General features: G+C 61.3%; 13 protein-coding genes. 3 read left to right on the forward strand and 10 right to left on the reverse strand.

Annotation, left to right across the window (positions count from 1 at the left end):
• Window positions 1-10 precede the first annotated feature (10 nt).
• Window positions 11-1,861, forward strand: coding sequence for a DUF4012 domain-containing protein (locus tag KHB019_RS06065; RefSeq protein WP_337458326.1), 1,851 nt, complete (start codon window positions 11-13; stop codon window positions 1,859-1,861).
• Between the two features lie 58 nt (window positions 1,862-1,919).
• On the opposite strand, the gene KHB019_RS06070 is transcribed toward KHB019_RS06065, so the two are convergent.
• Genes KHB019_RS06070 through KHB019_RS06080 form a run of 3 tightly spaced genes read right to left on the reverse strand, consistent with a single transcriptional unit; the run spans window position 1,920 to window position 5,857 of the window.
• A complete protein-coding gene (locus tag KHB019_RS06070; protein WP_337458327.1) occupies window positions 1,920-3,995 on the reverse strand; it encodes an acyltransferase family protein in 2,076 nt (691 codons plus the stop codon).
• Window positions 3,996-4,044: 49 nt separating this feature from the next.
• Window positions 4,045-4,608, reverse strand: coding sequence for a serine O-acetyltransferase (locus KHB019_RS06075; RefSeq protein WP_337458328.1), 564 nt, complete (start codon window positions 4,606-4,608; stop codon window positions 4,045-4,047).
• 31 nt (window positions 4,609-4,639) lie between these two features.
• Entirely contained in the window at window positions 4,640-5,857 is a 1,218-nt protein-coding gene (locus tag KHB019_RS06080; protein WP_337458329.1) for a lipopolysaccharide biosynthesis protein, read from the reverse strand.
• A gap of 240 nt (window positions 5,858-6,097) precedes the next feature.
• Between KHB019_RS06080 and KHB019_RS06085 the strand changes: the two genes are divergently transcribed.
• Entirely contained in the window at window positions 6,098-7,219 is a 1,122-nt protein-coding gene (locus KHB019_RS06085; RefSeq protein WP_337458330.1) for a glycosyltransferase, read from the forward strand.
• Between the two features lie 69 nt (window positions 7,220-7,288).
• On the opposite strand, the gene KHB019_RS06090 is transcribed toward KHB019_RS06085, so the two are convergent.
• The 7 genes from KHB019_RS06090 to KHB019_RS06120 all read right to left on the reverse strand — a co-directional run bounded on the left by KHB019_RS06090 (window position 7,289) and on the right by KHB019_RS06120 (window position 15,313).
• Window positions 7,289-8,641: a hypothetical protein gene (locus KHB019_RS06090; protein ID WP_337458331.1), complete on the reverse strand. Its 1,353-nt coding sequence runs from the start codon at window positions 8,639-8,641 to the stop codon at window positions 7,289-7,291.
• Complete coding sequence (locus tag KHB019_RS06095) at window positions 8,614-9,831, reverse strand: glycosyltransferase (RefSeq protein ID WP_443193190.1); 1,218 nt, start codon at window positions 9,829-9,831, stop codon at window positions 8,614-8,616. Before KHB019_RS06095 ends, KHB019_RS06090 begins: the two co-directional genes overlap by 28 nt.
• Window positions 9,759-10,418: an acetyltransferase gene (locus tag KHB019_RS06100; RefSeq protein WP_337458332.1), complete on the reverse strand. Its 660-nt coding sequence runs from the start codon at window positions 10,416-10,418 to the stop codon at window positions 9,759-9,761. The genes KHB019_RS06095 and KHB019_RS06100 overlap by 73 nt, the downstream gene beginning before the upstream one ends.
• Window positions 10,411-11,046: a sugar transferase gene (locus tag KHB019_RS06105; RefSeq protein ID WP_337458333.1), complete on the reverse strand. Its 636-nt coding sequence runs from the start codon at window positions 11,044-11,046 to the stop codon at window positions 10,411-10,413. Before KHB019_RS06105 ends, KHB019_RS06100 begins: the two co-directional genes overlap by 8 nt.
• Complete coding sequence (locus KHB019_RS06110; protein ID WP_337458334.1) at window positions 11,036-12,169, reverse strand: DegT/DnrJ/EryC1/StrS family aminotransferase; 1,134 nt, start codon at window positions 12,167-12,169, stop codon at window positions 11,036-11,038. Before KHB019_RS06110 ends, KHB019_RS06105 begins: the two co-directional genes overlap by 11 nt.
• Window positions 12,166-13,923 carry a polysaccharide biosynthesis protein gene (locus tag KHB019_RS06115; RefSeq protein ID WP_337458335.1) on the reverse strand — a complete coding sequence of 586 codons (1,758 nt, stop codon included), beginning with the start codon at window positions 13,921-13,923 and terminating at the stop codon, window positions 12,166-12,168. Before KHB019_RS06115 ends, KHB019_RS06110 begins: the two co-directional genes overlap by 4 nt.
• Window positions 13,924-14,188: 265 nt before the next feature.
• Window positions 14,189-15,313 (reverse strand): hypothetical protein, encoded by a 1,125-nt coding sequence (locus KHB019_RS06120; RefSeq protein ID WP_337458336.1) that lies wholly within the window; start codon window positions 15,311-15,313, stop codon window positions 14,189-14,191.
• Between the two features lie 103 nt (window positions 15,314-15,416).
• Between KHB019_RS06120 and KHB019_RS06125 the strand changes: the two genes are divergently transcribed.
• On the forward strand, window positions 15,417-16,787 hold the full coding sequence (locus KHB019_RS06125; RefSeq protein ID WP_337458337.1) for a polysaccharide biosynthesis tyrosine autokinase: 1,371 nt from the start codon (window positions 15,417-15,419) through the stop codon (window positions 16,785-16,787).
• Window positions 16,788-16,822 lie beyond the last annotated feature (35 nt).

The following is a 16,822-nucleotide window of genomic DNA, read 5'->3' on the forward strand; positions in this document are numbered from 1 at the left end:
GATGGACCTCATGACGACAAGAGCCGAGCTGCGTGCTGAGAAGCCGCGCCGACCCCTGCTGCGCAGTTTCCGTTTCTGGGTGCCTATGGGGATCCTCCTGCTGCTACTCGTGATCGCTCTTGTCGGAGTCCTGGTCGGTAAGCCGATCTATGACCGTGCGATGTCCGCTCGAGCCTCCCTTGTTCAGGCAATGCCGCTCGCGACGACGGCGAAGAATCAGATCCTCTCCGGTGACAGCGAAGGCGCGAAGGCGACCGCAGCGAAGCTCGCGTCGCTAACAGCGGATGCCCGCGAGCAGACCGACGACGGCACGTGGAAGAGTCTGGAGTGGGTGCCGTTTGTCGGCCCCAACCTGCATGCTGTGCGGACCGCCGCGGCTGTCACGGATGACCTCGTTACTGGCGCTGTCACGCCCGCGACGGCCCTGAGCCTCAATGCCCTGACGCCTGTCAACGGCGCCATCAATCTCGAGGCGATCACTGGCATGCAATCGACTGTGACCCAGGCGTCGGATGCTGTCGACAAAGCAGCAACTGATCTCGAGTCGATCGATCACGATGCGCTCATCCCTCAGGTGGAGGGCGCGCTCACACAGCTCATCGGCGCGATCGATGAGCTTCAGCCTCTCCTCGGCCCGGCCAAGGACATCCTCGGTGTGCTCCCCGCCGCGCTCGGCGCAGACGGCCCACGGAACTATCTGACGATCTTCCAGAACAACGCCGAGTCCCGCGGCACCGGTGGCAACCCTGCGGCGATCGTGATGATCACGGCCGACAAGGGCAAGATCAGCATCACGCAACAAGCCTCAAGTGGCGATTTCGAGAATGAGCGCCCCGAACCCGTTACCGCGCTCGATCCAGAACTCGAGGGCCTGTACGGCGACAAGGTTGGTCGCTGGATCTCGGACACCACGATGAGCCCGGACTTCAGCGAATCAGCAAGCATCATTCGCGCGTATTGGGCCGAATCATTCGGAACTCCGGTCGATGCCGTCGTGTCTTTTGACCCTGTCGCACTCAGCTACCTCTTGGCCGCGACCGGACCGGCGGTGATCCCTATGGATCCAGTCGAGGTTGAGGGAAATCTGGTGCAGCTATTCGATGAGCCGATCACCCTCACTAGCGAAAACGCCGTGCCCATGCTGCTCAACGAAGCGTATTCGAAATATCCGAACGGGTATCTTCAGGATGCGTTTTTCGCAGCGGCAGCGAAGTCGGTCTTCGACGCACTAACCTCGGGGGCGGCGAATCCGGCGCTGCTGCTGGAAAGCTTGGCACGAGCCATCGACGAGAATCGTCTGTTGTACTCGCCGTCGGACGATGCTGAGGCGAGGCTAGTAGGCGAGTCGAAACTCTCGGGGCGCCTACCCAGCACCAATGAGAATCGCACACTCGTGGGCGTCTATGTAAACGACTTCACCTCAAGCAAGCTCGACTATTACATGCAACTCGACCTATCGGCCAGTTCGACTCAGTGCACCGAGCCCGACAGCCCAACGTTCACAACGACCGCGGTGCTTACAAATACGATCACGCCCGAGCAGGCTCCTCATCTGCCGTACCACATCGCTCCAGGTATCTACTTTGATCGCGGCACGGTCGCCACTTACCTAGTCTTCTACGGACCGGTCGGTTCCACGTTTGCGAGCGCAACGATCGACGGTGAACCGGCCAGCGTCACGGGTGTGCAGCACCTCGGCCGCGGAGCGGTAAAGGTAGCAGTTGAAAATGTTCCGTCGCAGACGCACACAGTGACGGCTGAATTTGCCGGTACGACGGGCGAGTACGGACCATTTGTAATCCAGCACACCCCTATGGTTCGCAAGGTCAGCCAGGACGTTACATCGCCAGGTTGCGACTGAGCCCACCACCAGCCGACGAGGCTGCGACGACAACGCCTGAACCCGGCGCGAGCGGTCTCTACGGAGTCGAAGTTGCGCCTCCGGCAACAAGCTCATCAAGCACCGGCTTTAGCGCGGGAGCTAGATACGACACGAACGGCGTGGTCAGGTGATTAACATCCCGGTAGACCAGAAGGTCATCGACAATGACAGGACACCATTGGTCGTCGCAGATGTAATCCGACAAACCCAACACAGTCCCGTCTGCCTGCTCCACATGGTGACGCTCTGCCATCAAGAACGGCTCATCAAGGACGTCAGCCCTAGGGCCGGCGCACTCCTTCACGCTTGTGGGGTTTCCCGAGATGCAAGTCGGTGGCGGAGACTCAAAGCGGGGTGTGTCGGAAATCAGTAACACCTGGCTGCCAGCAGCCTCTAGTTGCTTGACCGTCTCCTCCACGCCCTCGCCCCACGCTGTCTCACGCTTATCCCCTGAGACTCCGGGCAGCTGATACGCGGAATAGTTGGAAATAACCACTACGTCAGGTGCCGCTGCGACGAGAGCGGCCAGGACGGCGTCTCTCCAGCGATCGCAGGATACATACGGGACGCCCTTATCAAGCACGGTCAAGTTGGCGGAAGGACAGGATGACTTCGTGTAGACATCGATCCCGACGCCGGTGTTCGTCTCCGCCCAGTCAGCCAAAGCTGGGAACCATTGCGCCGCATGTGAGTCACCGAAGAGCGCGACGAGGGTGTGCGCATTCTTCGCACCGTACCTACATTCCTGAACCTCCGCGCGATCGAAGTCATTGTGACAACCGTCCCCGTACAGCCGCGGAACATCGTCCGCCACAGCGGCAAGTTTCGGCCTGAGATTACTCGGAAGAACCTCGGTCGCGTGTGGCGGCACCTGCGGCGTTGACGGGGCTACCGACACCGGCGGACCGGCAGGCACGTCACGGGTGCTCGACCAGGCGATGGTCACGCCGAAGCTCAGCGCGAGTGCCATGGTGAGTGCCAAGATACCGACCAGAGTCACCCGCGGCCGCCTCTTCGTTAGCCAGCTAGGGGACCGAAGTGGGGTCTCCACGAAGCGAAAGAGCAACCAGGCAGCAGGGACTGCAAGCACAACACCGATCAGAATCTTGATTCCCGTATCTAACGGATGTTGTTCACCCACGGCTGCCTGTGACAGAACCAGGAGCGGCCAGTGGACTAGATACAGAGAGTAAGAAATGAGACCAATGAACTGCATGGGCCGAGTAGCCAGGGCCATGCCGGGGCCGCCAGCTGCGGAAACTGATCCGAACAAGATCATCAGCGCAGCGCCCAAGGCCGGCGCAAGGGCCGCGGTTCCCGGGAAAACCGTTTGATCATCGTAGGCAACGGAGCAGACGAGAATTACCGCCAAGCCGCACCAGCTACCAATCGCCGCAACCCAGTTCGGGATTGCCAGCGCGCGGCGAAGCAGCAGTGCCGCGACCAAGGCGCCAAGGAGAAGCTCCCACGCACGGGTTGGCAGCAGAAAGAATGCGTAGGGCTGGTTCATCGGAGTAACGACAATTCCGAGTGCGAAACTTCCGGCCGCGAATACCGCAATGGCACCGATCACAAGACCGCGACGTCGGCGAACTAGCAATACTAAGACCATAAGCAACAACGGCCAGCCCAGGTAGAACTGTTCCTCAACGCCGAGGGACCAATAGTGCTGGTACGGTGACGGCGAATGATCAGCGAGATAGTTGGTGTTCTGAATCGCAAACCACACGTTGGGAACGTACAGAATCGTAGCGAGTCCGTCCTTCAAGACCCGCTCAAGTCCAAGCGGCGGAACAACAACAACAGCAGCGGCAGCGGTGAGGACAGCGACTACGAGCGAAGCGGGCAGAATGCGACGAACTCGTCGCGCGTAGAACTCCCCAAAGTCGATGCGACCATTGCGCTGGAGTGAATCGAGCAAGTGGCTGGAGATCAAGTAGCCGGAGATGACGAAAAAGACGTCAACGCCGATGTATCCCCCGGAAACGAACGGAACTCCGGCGTGATAGAGCAACACAAGCCCAACCGCGATAGCGCGCATCCCCTGGACATCTGCCCTGAACCCGCGCCCGGCCTGTGCCGCTGATCGCGTCATGCCCTCGACAGTGGTCATCGAGGACTGCATCAGGCCCGATTGTCCCGTAGCACAGTGGCGCCGTCCACTACTGAGCCCCCTTGATCAGGAGACCGTCAGAGGTCTTCTCCGAGATGACTTTTGCGGGAACACCACCAAGCGTCACATTGCCAGCCTCGAAGCTCTTGTTCACGACGGCGTTGGCGCCGACCGCAGTGTTGTCTCCGATGCTAATCGGCCCCATTAGTTTGGCGCCCGGGCCCAGATAGCAGTTGTCGCCCAAAGTCGGTGCAGCGTCGGATTGGCCTGCGGCAGTCCCTATCCCAACTCCCGGGTGGATCCGACAGTTCCTTCCGATCCTTGCACCTGCGTTGACCGTGATCGTACCGTGGTGCGCGATCGAGAGCCCCGGACCGAAGTTCCCTGGGTGAATTGTGAAGCCCAGACGGATTCCTTGCCGACGTAGGCTCCATTTTGCAAGCAGTCGCCGCGCAAAGTTTGCGTTAGTGCCATACAGGTACTCGACTCGGCGCAAGGTTCGTTGATACCGCCAGATCTCATCGAAAAGGCGTCGCACGAGCGTGTTCGAGCGGCCCAGCGAGATGCGATCGGCTTCAAGATAGTTGCGGTACTCCGAGCGCGTCCTGATCACGTTCTGAAGTATAACGGCTGCGCGAAGCTCCCTATTTGCGAACGCTCACGTCCTCCTGTCTGGCCGCAACTAGCCCGCACACCCACGTCACGAGGTACGTTGCCGACAAGCCTGAGTAGACGATCCACAGCGCCGGAATCAAGTCGATCCCTAGGGAAAGAACGACGCTGAAGCCGAGCGCGACAATCACGACACGCAAGACATCCATCGACAGGGTGAGCATCGGGCGTTGGAGCAGAACAAGGAACTTACTAAGCGGCCCGCCCAACAACCGGACAGCCGACGTGATCGCCATTATCTGCACGACGGTCCCAGCGAGCGCCCAATCAGCGCCAAGTAGCCACGGGACCACCCAGCCGCCCAAGACCCCGAAACCGAGAGCAACGAGAGCCGCAATGGCCACCAGGGCCGAGCTGTAGCGGACGTAGGTCCGATGTAGGCCTCCGCTACGCTCTCGCACCCGCTTTGAGACCTCGGCATCGATGACCTGACCGATCGCGACACCGACGAGAGTAATAGGGAGCCCGACGATTCGCTCGGCCATCCCAAGTTGGCCGCCTATCGATACACCGTAGATCAACGTAAATCCAACCAGGGGAGCCTGCAGCCCAAGCGCATTCAAGAGTGCGGACGGCGTAAAGAGCACAGGAAACCGCCAATAATTTCTCCACACCTCGCCCAGAGCAGCGCGACCAGGGTAGTGGAGGTACGTGCGGGCGCTCTTTGCCATAGCGATGAGGCCCGCCAAGTTGCCGAGCGCGGCGCCGGCGGTCAGTCCAGCAGCGCCCTGTCCGAGCAAGCCGAGCCCCAACTGGCCCGCAGCGGTGACCCCAGCGCGTACAACCGAACGCTGTGAGACGAGTGCGTACTGCCGGTTTCGAAGGCTTAGTTGACTGAATATTGCGAAAAGCGCGTAGATGAGAACCATCGCACCCACCCAGAGCGAAATGTAATCATACTTGGACAGATCCGTAATTCCACTCCAGGTGATCACTTGAAGCACGCCGCCGCTCAGAAGTGCCACGCCGACGCTAACAAGCAGAGCGTTCCACACTAGTGCTCGCACGTCGCGAGTTTCAGCAGGCAACATCGCTGCTGTTTCGAATCGCAAAGTCGCTGCAGGCCCTACGATGGCGGTGAGCGCAAGAACCAGAGAAAAGTATCCGAACTCCTCGGGCGAGTACAATCGTGATAGCAGTGGCAGTGCCATCAGGGTGATCAATTGCGCTCCGACGGTGCCGGACAGCACGTATGCGAACCCTTTGCTGGCGATACCCAGCCGTAACCTCGGCATGCAACTCCTCGCGTAAGACGTACGGTACCGAACATAGCCGAGGGACGTGCGCTCGCCGCATCAAGTGACAGCAACCGTGAGTGTGAGCTCACCGCGCAAGCCCGCGTCAGGAGCCTTGCGCCTTCGCTATCGTTGACGTTGCGGTTGTGTCTGCCGCGCCCATACCCACGCCCCGGAGCAAACGGTCAGAAATCGATGAAAATCCTGCACCTTGTACCACTTCACATCCCAGCGAGTGGCATCGTCCAGCAAGCGATCGCTGAGCAACGCGCAGCAGATGAGACCGACATAGACTGGGACGTCCGCTTGTTCACCGACATCGACCTCCCGGAAGCTGCCGAATCACTTCGGATTTGGGCACACCCGCACAAGAAGTCGACGCAACGATCCTCGTTCTGGCTTAGGTATGTGGCAGACAAGATCGAGCATCGGCGGCGGCTCTACAAGTGGATCGGCGAGCACCACCTCGAGTACGACGTCATCCTCCTTCGTTACACGACGTCGGATCTTTCCCGGGCTCGCACACTCAGCACCATCTCGACGCCAGTGGTGTCGATGCATCACACTCTCGAGATCCCCGAGTTGAAGCTGATTCCTGGGTACCAGAGGTACTTGCAGGTGGCTATGGAAGCGCTAGTGGGGCCCAGGAACCTACGTGCGGCGTCGGCTATCGCCGGCGTCACCGAAGAGATTGTGGACTACGAGCTCGCGCGCACCGGAGCAAATCGGCCCACGCTCACGTTCCCCAACGGAATCAATCTCGATCAGCAGCCGGTCGCCGCTGATCACCGAGGCAATGTGCCAGAGATTTTGTTCGTCGCAAGCAAGTTTGTCGAATGGCATGGACTCGACTTGGTCCTAGAGGACATGTCACGGTCCGACGAGGAGTTCACGCTCCACCTCGTGGGCGAGGTGGAGCCTGCCGATCTAGAAAGAGCGTCACACGACCCGCGCGTGAAGATCCACGGTCGACTAACCAAGGAGGAGATCGGCGACTTGATCGCCCGTTCTTGGGTTGGCCTGTCGTCCTTCGCGCTCGAGCGAAAATCGATGAGGGAAGCATGCACTTTGAAGGTGCGGGAGTACCTCGCAGCGGGTCTACCCACCTACTCTGGGCACCGCGACCGCTTTCCCGCCGATGCGCCTTACTACCGGCAGGGTCCGGCAAACATACGGAATATTCTCGACTACGCCCGCAGTATGCGAACTCACACCCGAAGCGATATTCGCCAACAGAGTGCGCCACTTCTTTCAAAAGCAAACATCATCGTAAGCACCCATGACTTACTCGCCAAGATGCCAGCGCGCTCAAGCTGACTCCAGGAGAATCGACACTCGCGCGGGCTTGCTCGCGCCGGACGCTAGATACGTCATAACTTCTCGACGCTAGACACGTCGTAAAGGTACTGCTGCCGCCTCTTGCCGGAACAGTACATCGCCCGAACGACGATGACGCCACACCTGAAACCCGATGGCCGCTGCGGGGATGAGGGCTACCAGTGGCATCAGCCGCATCCTCACAACGAGGCCGTAGTTTCCAGCTGTGATTGACAGAATGGCGACAAGCGTCATCGCAAGAACCACCAGAACGACAAAGCTTCGTGCGCGGCGTTTCTCGGTTGGCTGGCTCCGCGTCGCTTCGGCCCTTCGAAGACCAGGGAACAACAGCAGCGCACCCAATATGCATGCCAGCCAGAAAATGTTGGACATGGCTGCGATAACGATGCCGCCGCTCAGGTTCAGTTCCGTGGGGAACGGACCAAGAGCGGCTCGAGGGAGATTGAAGAGAACAATCTCCAGCAAGCTGTCGGCGGTGTAGGCGGTCTCGCCACCGTCGAACGCGCTAGACGCATCCGTCAACGCCCGATTGCGCAAAGCGATGCTCTCTGCGCTGAGGTCTGAAGTCGAATCCACGAATGCCCAGGTAACAGCAAAAATCAGCGCGAAGCATGGACCAACCAGCATTACTCGCGAAAAGACGTGTCGGTAGCGCGTTGAGTAGGCAACGATCGAGCTCAGCACAATCCCGGCGATAATTCCCATGCCCACCTGTGCGCGAATCGTCACCATCACCGCTGCCATCAGGCCTACTCCGATCAAGAGCATCGGTCTCCGGGCTTCCAAATACTTGAGAAACCAAAGGATCATCAAGCCAATCAGAAGCATGCTTATGCTCTCGCGCAGCATCCGTGGAACCCAGATGACGATCGCGGGACACAACGCCACGAAATAGCAAGCCCACCTAACAGCTTTGGTCGCAGCAACGTCGGAGAGTCGTAAGTCCCGCGCTACTAGGTTCGTCACTGCACCACAGATCGGAACGAGCAAGATAAACGTAAGTGCGCCGAACACTATCGGCACCAACGGTGCAGGACCAGAAATCCAATAGAGCGTCCCGATGATCCAGGAATATCCCTCTTTCCCTGCGCTCAGGTTGACCGTAGCCGATTGCCCACTCGAGAGATACTCAGCGACGGAGATCGACTGAGCATGCCAAGTCTTCTCATCGCTCAGTAGGTACACGTCGTTGGTGAGCCGAAAGAACGTCATTGTCGCGCTAGTGGCGATCGCCACGATCACAGGAGCGGCAACGGAGACGGTTCTTGGAAGATCTCTTCGCAGGAAGGCGCCGAATGCCCACGCCACCAGCACGAGCAGCGTTATGACTGCAACTGCTGGAAAGGTCAGCGCACCCTGGAGAATCGGAGTTGTCATGACGCCGCCGTCCTTCGCGACCATTCCTCTATGTAAAAGTCTACGTGCAACTTGCAGACCAGATGATGGGAGAACTGATCTTCGACGCGTTCCCGCCCGGCGTGCCCCATCGTGCTGCGCTTGGCGGGGTCAACGAGTAGCGAACGGATAGCGATGGCTAGGGCTTGGACGTCGCCCGTGGGTACCACGTATCCCGTGCAGCCGTCGACGACCGAGTCGATCGATCCGGTGCTGTCAGCCACAATCGCCGGAACCTCCATGCTGGCCGCTTCGAGGATCACGTTCGGGAAGCCCTCTCGCAGCGTCATGAGGACGATTACATCCATCTCCGCCAGATACGGTCGCGGATCCGCGACCTGACCGACGGTATGAACAGGAAGCTCAGCTAAGGAGGGCAGCCGGGCGCCCTCGTCGCCTCCAACAAGGAGGGCTCTAACCTGGTCTCCGCTAGCCAAGCACAACCGCACCGCCTCGATTAGGACGTCCACCCCCTTGTCAGGGTGGAGCCGCCCGACGAAGCCGATGGTGAATCCCGAGGACCGATCCAAGAATTGGCGCGTGCCCGTGTCGACATCTGCCCGAACTGCACTGCGAGAGAATCGTTCAACGTCCACACCATGAGAAGACCCCTCGCCCAACAGGACCGGCGATTTTCCGCGTAGCACGCCTAACTCGCTCGCACGAGAAGCCAAGCTAGAGCTGTTGGGAACGACGGACGACGAGAGAGCTACGGTGACCCTCTCTAGGGCACGCAGTACCTTACGACCGAATCCAACTGAAGTCTCCATGCGCAGACCCCAGAGCTCATATACTCGAGTATTAATCCCTGACAGGAACGCTCCAATGGACGCGAGCAGGCTTGCCTTCGGCGTTGCATAAACGACTATGTCTGGGCGTACCTTTCGAAACAATCGGATCATGCGGACCAGCGCCACCAAATCCATGAGGGGGGAAGGTTCGCGCCGCATCGGCAACGGCAGAATCGTTGCGAGGCCCTCGAAGCCAGCGGTTCCGCCCCCTGGGGAACATACGATCGTAAGGCGATGCCCTTGTCGGCGCAGCTCATGTGCGTACCCCTTGAGAAACGCGCCAACTGTCAGATCGCTGGTGACGACGAAGCACACGTGAAGGCTTGGGCCAGTCACCGAGGGCCTCCGACACGCGCAGGCACTCCATACACGGTGGTCCCAGACGGCACGTTGTGCGTGACGCACGCGCTCGCACCGACGACGGCCTCAGCGCCAATCTCGAGCCCCTGAAGTATGACTGCGCCGGCGCCGATCAGCGACCTGGGGCCGACAACCACCTCGCCCGAAATAACTGCTCCCGGGTTCACCGATACAAAATGATCCAAGCTCGCGTCATGCCCCACGACAGCTCCGGGGTTAATGTGCGTGTGCCTGCCCATCTTCACGTTTGTCGAGACTTGAACTCCTCCGCATACCACCGTTCCCTCTCCGAGCGCGACTTGTGAGCCAATCACGGCGCGCGGATGCACCAAAGTTGCCGCTCGTCCGCCCAATTCATCCACGTACGAGGCTAGGCGTCCACGAACCTTCGGGGACCCGATCGCGACGATATGCGAAGTGCGTGACAGCGCTTCTCTGTTATCGCCTAGAGCTCCGAGCCACGGAACTCCCCGCGCCCGCAGGCGAGTCTGCTGAATCGCGCTGGGCGAATCGTCAACGACACCCCTGACGTGCCAAACGGCTTCACTCGCCACAGCATTTATCGCGTCAATGACGTCGAGTGTTTCGCGCCCAAATCCGCCAGCCCCGATGACAATGATCTCTTTAGTCATCAGTCTCTCCGAACTTGCGTGTAGTCGCCTGACCCTCGGCCGAGATCCCCTCGCGCACGATAACGGATCTAATCGTGCGCGCGATTAGGCGTACGTCGAGCCCCAAACTGCGGTTCTCAACGTAGATAACATCGAGTCTGAACTTGTCCTCCCAGGTCAGCGCGTTGCGTCCACTCACCTGCGCGAGTCCAGTGATGCCAGGTCGCACTTCATGTCGGCGCGCTTGCTCCTGCGTGTAATGCGGGAGGTACTCGACGAGCAGTGGCCGTGGCCCCACGACGCTCATCTCGCCTCGCAAGACGTTCACCAGCGATGGCAGCTCATCAAGGCTGGTAGAACGCAACGCACGCCCGAATCGCGTAAGGCGCTCTTCGTCGGTTACCAATCCTCGAGCCTCGTCAATGCTGCGCATCGAACGGAACTTGTACAGCCTGAAGACCTTGCCACCGCGTCCAGGCCGCGGCTGGGTGAAGAGAACGGGAGCCCCGAGTTTGAGCCTGACTGCGATTGCCGTCGCCAGGATCACTGGGCTGAGCACAACCAGTGCGACCGTTGCGGCGATCATGTCGAGCCCGCGCTTCGCAATGTCGTAAGGACGAAACGTGCTCATAAGGCTGTCAGCGCCCATCGACGAACTTCCGGATCCCTACCACCACACGTTCGCGTTGCGCACTTGTCAATGCAGAGCCGCTGGGCAACGTCAGTCCAGTCTCGAACAGCTGCTGGGCAACGCCATTGATGTTGCCACGCGCCCCCGCGAAGATCGGTTGCATATGCATCGGCTTCCAGAGCGGTCGGCTCTCGATGTTGTCTGTGGCGATAGCCGTGGCGAGGCTAGCGGGCCCCCAGCCGGTGACAGACTCGTCGATGATGATCGATGTGAGCCAGACGTTGTCCTGCTCGTCATCGTCTGCACCAAACACCTCGACGCCGTCAACACTCGCAAACATGTCCTTGTAGAGCTCGCGCATTTCGCGCCGTTTCGCGATCATCTCGTCCAGGCGAGACAACTGCGCGCGTCCAAGAGCGGCCAGCAGGTTGCTCATCCGGTAGTTGTAACCAATGTCGGTGTGCTCGTAGTGAACGACTGGTTGCCGAGCCTGCGTCGCGAGGTAACGAACGTGCTGGGCGAACTCTGCATCGTCTGTGAGCAGCATGCCGCCGCCGGAGGTCGTCATGATCTTGTTGCCGTTGAACGACACGATCGATGCTCGCCCGAAGCTGCCGGCCGCCTTGCCAGCGTGCGTCGCGCCGAGCGACTCAGCGGCATCCGCAAGAACCGGCACACCGAACTCGTCCGCGATCGCGAGAATCGAGGTATAGTCGACAGCCTTTCCGAGCAAATCGACTGGCACCACGGCGGCAACGTTCTCTCCCGCCGCGTGAAGATCTGTCAGCGCTTTTCGGAGGAGTACGGGATCCATGTTTCCGGTAGCAGGATCGGCGTCGATGAAGTACGGCTCAGCCCCCGTGTAGACGATCGCGTTGGTCGTCGCTGCGAACGTCATGGTCGACGTCACAACCACGTCGCCGGGCTCGACGCCCAGTGTCAACAATCCCAGGTGCAGGGCGGCTGTACCGGAACTCAGAGCGACCCCCTGCGCGACGCCGACTCGATCGGCAAGCTCGCGTTCGAACGCATCGACATCTGGTCCAAGCGGTGCGATCCAACCAGAACGCATCGCCGCGACGACCGCATCCTCCTCAAGCTGCCCGACGTCAGGCGATGACATGAAAATACGGTCGCTCACCTCTCGCCCTCCGTTCCACCGACGTGAATCGGATTGATGATCGTCGTGTCGTTGTTGCGTGGCACGGAGAACATGCGCGCCTCCCATCCCGCCTTGTCCAAGCGCTCGGGCGAAATCGCGTCAGCGCGGGTGTGCGAGACCTTCGGGTGGAAGGGACGTTCCAAGTCTTCGCGATTGCCAACCAGCACCTCATGCAGCTTCTCGCCGTGGCGAAGGCCTGTGAAGACGATCTCGATGTTCTTGCCCGACATCGCGATCATGCGCTTTGCGACCTCGAGGATGGAGACGGGCTCGCCCATGTCCAGGATGAGGACCTCACCGGGCCGCCCGATTCCACCGGCCTGAATCACGAGCTGGCACGCCTCGGGAATCGTCATGAAGTACCGAGTGACATCCGGATGCGTAACCGTAAGTGGTCCTCCGGACTCGATTAGCGCTTGGAAGGTGGGAAGCATCGACCCGCGGCTCCCGATGACGTTGCCGAATCGGACCGAAAGGTAACGCATGCCGGTCTCTTCAGCTGCCCACGCCGTGAGCTTCTCGGCGACGCGCTTCGAGTGCCCGAGCACGCTGGTCGGGTTCGCCGCTTTGTCTGTCGAAATGTTGACGAACGTGTCGACTCCGGCACTGCGCGCGGCCTGAAGCACATTGAGTGTGCCAAGTACGTTTGTTTTCCATGCCTCGTCGGGGTACTGCTCCAGCATCGGCAGATGCTTCAAGGCCGCCGCGTGGAACACGACCTCAGGTTGCCGATCAGCAAAGATCTCGTCGAGCGTCGCACTTTCGCGGATGTCAGCAAGCACAACATCCTTCGAATCGAGCAGCCCGTGACCGGCGGTACCCAACTGCGCGAGCTGCAGGCCGGTCTCGTCACGGTCGAGCATGATCAACTCACTCGGGCCGTACTTAGCCAGCTGACGGCACAATTCCGACCCGATCGAGCCGCCTGCACCAGTGACGAGCACCCGGCGCCCAGTGACGTAGCCCGCGATCAGCTCGACATTGGTGTCCACAGGATGCCGACCAATCAGGTCCTCGATGCTGATGTCACGAAGGTCCGCAGCAGACTTTTCACCGCTGAGCAAGCTTGACAATGTCGGTGTCACTGAGACAGTGAGACCGGCCTTCGCTGCCTCGTCGGTGAGGCGCCGAAGCAGCGTGCTGTCGGCCTGACCGATCGCGATGATCAGGGCGCTGGCTCCTGTCTTCTCGGCGGCCTCGGCGATCTTCTTCGTGCGTCCGATCACCGGAACGCCGCGCAAGCGCAGGTTCTTCTTCGCCGGGTCATCATCGAGGATGCCCACTGGGCGGAACGGTGACGTCGGGTCTGTGATCAGGTTGTGTACCAGCGTGCTGCCGAGATAGCCGGCACCCACAATCAGCGCCGGCTTCGCCTGCTCCCCAGGCTTACGCGTCCGCTCGAGCATGAGGCGCGCCAGATAACGCACGCCGAACATCATCAACAGCACGAACGGGAACGCCAGAATCACTGTGCCGCGTGGCACGCCGAATATTGGGCCGAACGACATCACCAGCGCTGAAAGGACGATTGCCTGCAGCAGCACTGCAAGCCCAAGCATCCGCACTTCTTCGAATGAACCGTACGTGTACCGGCCCCGGTAGAACGCGAAGTAATAGCCCACGATCACCTGGAGTCCGGCAGCGACGAGCGCGAGAATGAGGGTCGCAGTCCAACCCCTGAGCGTTGGGTCGTACTCGAATCGGAGCGCGAGAGCGGCGAAGATGCCGATCACCCACGCCAAGCTGTCCACGACGGCGGCTGCGAAACGTCTGCGTCGTTGCGCGACCGACACTATTGGAATTGATCCCGTGCTTGCGCTCGGTTCCACCCGATTTCCCCCCAGCAGTAACAGATGCCTCTATGCGCCAGCATTGAAAGCCCGGCGCACAATCAATGTTGACACATCGTCCGGTCGATTGTGGACAAGGTACAACCGCCACGTGCGCGTCCTATGCACGGTGCCGGGCACTTCGACAGGCTCAGTGACCGACGATGGCTCAGAAAATCGGATCGTCAGCGTCAGGGATCGGATCCGGCTCGGTCGGCGGGTTCGTCGTGCCGGGGTTCGTCGTGCCGGGGTTCGTCGTGCCGGGGTTCGTCGTGCCCGGATCGGTGGTTCCGGGATCTGTCGGCTCTTCCGACGCCGGCGGAGTCCAGTTGTTGTTCTGCTGGTTGTTGCGCGCGGCCTCCTCCTCGACGCGCGCACGGTAGTCGTCATCGTGCAGTGCGATCACCGCATCCCGATAGGCGGTCAACGCCGTCGCACCCTCCGGCGTGTTCAGGGGGGTAGCTGCGATCGCCGCAGCAGCAGCGGTCACGGCATCTCGGAACTCCTGCTCGGCCACCGGATACTCCTCAACCTCGCTCTGCGCGTGCGCGGCGAAGGAACTGGCGAACGCCGACAGCTGAGTCGAGTATGTCGTCGTCAGGGTGTCTGCACTCGCTCGAGCAGCTCGCAGCTGCTCGGCGACGGCATCCACCGCGACAGACGCTTCCTGCACCCGATCGATCGCATCGCCGACGCTCTGCAGCGAACCCGTGTCGACCTTTCCACGCTCGTACGCCGCAGGGACCTCGGGGATGGCGATCTCGCTCAGGCCCGCCGTGTACTCGTCGACCGACTTCGTCATTGCGGCGAGCGCTGCCGGATCAGCGGCCGCCGGCTGTTCGTCGGTCTCGGCCAGGACTCCTAACGCCTTACGCAGCGCAGCAGCATCCGACGCGCCGGCGCTGATGGTCTCCTCGAGGCGAGCCTTCGAGGCAGCCGCCGCCTGCTCGGCACCGGCGAGCGACGCCTCATCCGTCGTGAGAATCTGCACAGCGCCCTGCGTAGGGCTGGCACTTGCCATCTGCACACCGGTGAAGGTCGCAGCCCCAGCGGCAACCACGATCGCTACTGCGGCTGCCCCCACGTTCAACCAGTCGATGCGTCGATATCCGCGCGCCTTCTTCTGCTTCACGCTCTTCAGAAATCCGCCCGGCACCAGCGTCGGCGAGCTGTTCACTGCTGCTGACTCGACCATGGCGACGAGCCGGACGGCATCCCGTCCTTCATCAAGAGGAGCGTCGGCGCGGCGGGGCGCGCCCACGAGCGCCTCCAGCTTCGCTGCGGTGGGGGACATCTGTTCACTCTCCGTGCTGGCGCGCCACGAGACGCGCGGCGAGGGGCTAATGTCATTGAGGATACTCGGCCACGCCGACCACAAGCCGACCATCGGGAGAGCGATGACCATCCAGGACTACCTGCGCGTTCTGCGACGCAACCTCGTCCTCATCCTCTCTCTTACTCTGATCGGCCTGTCCATCGGCGCGGTCATAGCGATCACCACGCCCACTCGGTACAGCGCGTCGACGGAGTTGTTCATCTCCGCTCAGGCCAGCACCGGAACGCCTGCCGAACTCAACCTCGCCCGCACCTACGCCCAGCAGGCCGCCACGAGCTACGTGGCGATCATCTCGAGCTCACTTGTGTTGCAGCCCGTGATCGACGACCTCGGTCTCGACGCGAGCGTCGACGCGCTCGCGTCAGAGGTCAGCGCCACCGCAGCCACCGCGAGCACTGCGATCACGGTGACGGTCACCGACGAGAACCCCGGGCAGGCCGCGCGCATCGCCAACGCGATCGGCGAGAGCTTCACCACGGTCGTCGCAGAGCAGCTCGAGCGTCCGATCGATGCCCGGCCGAGCATCGTGCGCATCGACACCCTCGAGCCTGCCCAGGTTCCCGTGTCGCCCTCTGCGCCGAACGTGCCCCTGATCGTGACCCTCGGAGCCTTGCTCGGACTCGCCGCCGGCATCGGCGTCGCCGCGCTGCGCGCTGTGCTCGACAACCGCATCCGTTCGATCGAAGACGTCGAACGCACGATCAGCGCGCCCACCCTGGGCGGCATCGCCCTCGACCCGCACGCTAGAGAGCACCCGCTGGTGATCGCCGCTGATCCGCGCGACCGTCGAGCCGAGGCATTCCGCTCGCTGCGCACGAACGTGAGGTTCCTCGTCACCGGCGGCGATCCGGCGGCGTTCGTGATCACCAGCGCCGGTCCCGGCGAAGGTAAATCCACCACCGCCGCCAACCTGGCCATCACGTTCGCCGAGTCGGGCGCCCGCGTCGCCCTACTCGACGCCGACCTGCGCCTGCCGCGCGTCGCCGAGTACTTCGCGATTGAAGGCGGTGTGGGGCTCACCGAGGTGCTGGTCGGGCGCCTCAACGCCAGCGAGGCGATGCAGCGCTGGGGCAAGGGTGCGCTGTTCATCCTGCCCTCGGGCGCGATCCCGCCGAACCCCGCTGAACTGCTCGGCTCGACTGCGATGACGAACCTCATCTACGAGCTCAAGCATGCGTTCGACATCATCATCATCGACGCTCCCCCGGTCGGCCTCGTCACCGACGCCGCCGTGCTCGCCAAGCAGGCCGAGGGAGCCATCATGGTCGCCGCGGCGGGCAAGACGCATGCCCCGCGACTGGCGGATGCTGTCGAAAGCATCGAAGGCATCGGAGCGAAGGTGCTCGGCACGGTCGTCACCATGCTGCCGACCAAGGGCGTCGACAAGACCGCCTATGGCGTCTACGGCTCGTATGAGGCGGCATCTCGCTGAAAATCAGGCTTGGCCTGACCGACTAGTAACCTGTA

Source organism: Microbacterium sp. KHB019 (genome assembly GCF_037285405.1).
Taxonomy (GTDB): domain Bacteria; phylum Actinomycetota; class Actinomycetes; order Actinomycetales; family Microbacteriaceae; genus Microbacterium.

What these genes read in the sequence shown, in the direction of transcription:
- KHB019_RS06105 (WP_337458333.1), bottom strand. Translation starts at nt 11,046, where the DNA reads ATGGGCGCTGACAGCCTTATGAGCACGTTTCGTCCTTACGACATTGCG.
- KHB019_RS06070 (WP_337458327.1), bottom strand. Translation starts at nt 3,995, where the DNA reads ATGACCACTGTCGAGGGCATGACGCGATCAGCGGCACAGGCCGGGCGC.
- KHB019_RS06090 (WP_337458331.1), bottom strand. Translation starts at nt 8,641, where the DNA reads ATGGTCGCGAAGGACGGCGGCGTCATGACAACTCCGATTCTCCAGGGT.
- KHB019_RS06085 (WP_337458330.1), top strand. Translation starts at nt 6,098, where the DNA reads ATGAAAATCCTGCACCTTGTACCACTTCACATCCCAGCGAGTGGCATC.
- KHB019_RS06125 (WP_337458337.1), top strand. Translation starts at nt 15,417, where the DNA reads ATGACCATCCAGGACTACCTGCGCGTTCTGCGACGCAACCTCGTCCTC.
- KHB019_RS06100 (WP_337458332.1), bottom strand. Translation starts at nt 10,418, where the DNA reads ATGACTAAAGAGATCATTGTCATCGGGGCTGGCGGATTTGGGCGCGAA.
- KHB019_RS06120 (WP_337458336.1), bottom strand. Translation starts at nt 15,313, where the DNA reads ATGTCCCCCACCGCAGCGAAGCTGGAGGCGCTCGTGGGCGCGCCCCGC.
- KHB019_RS06065 (WP_337458326.1), top strand. Translation starts at nt 11, where the DNA reads ATGACGACAAGAGCCGAGCTGCGTGCTGAGAAGCCGCGCCGACCCCTG.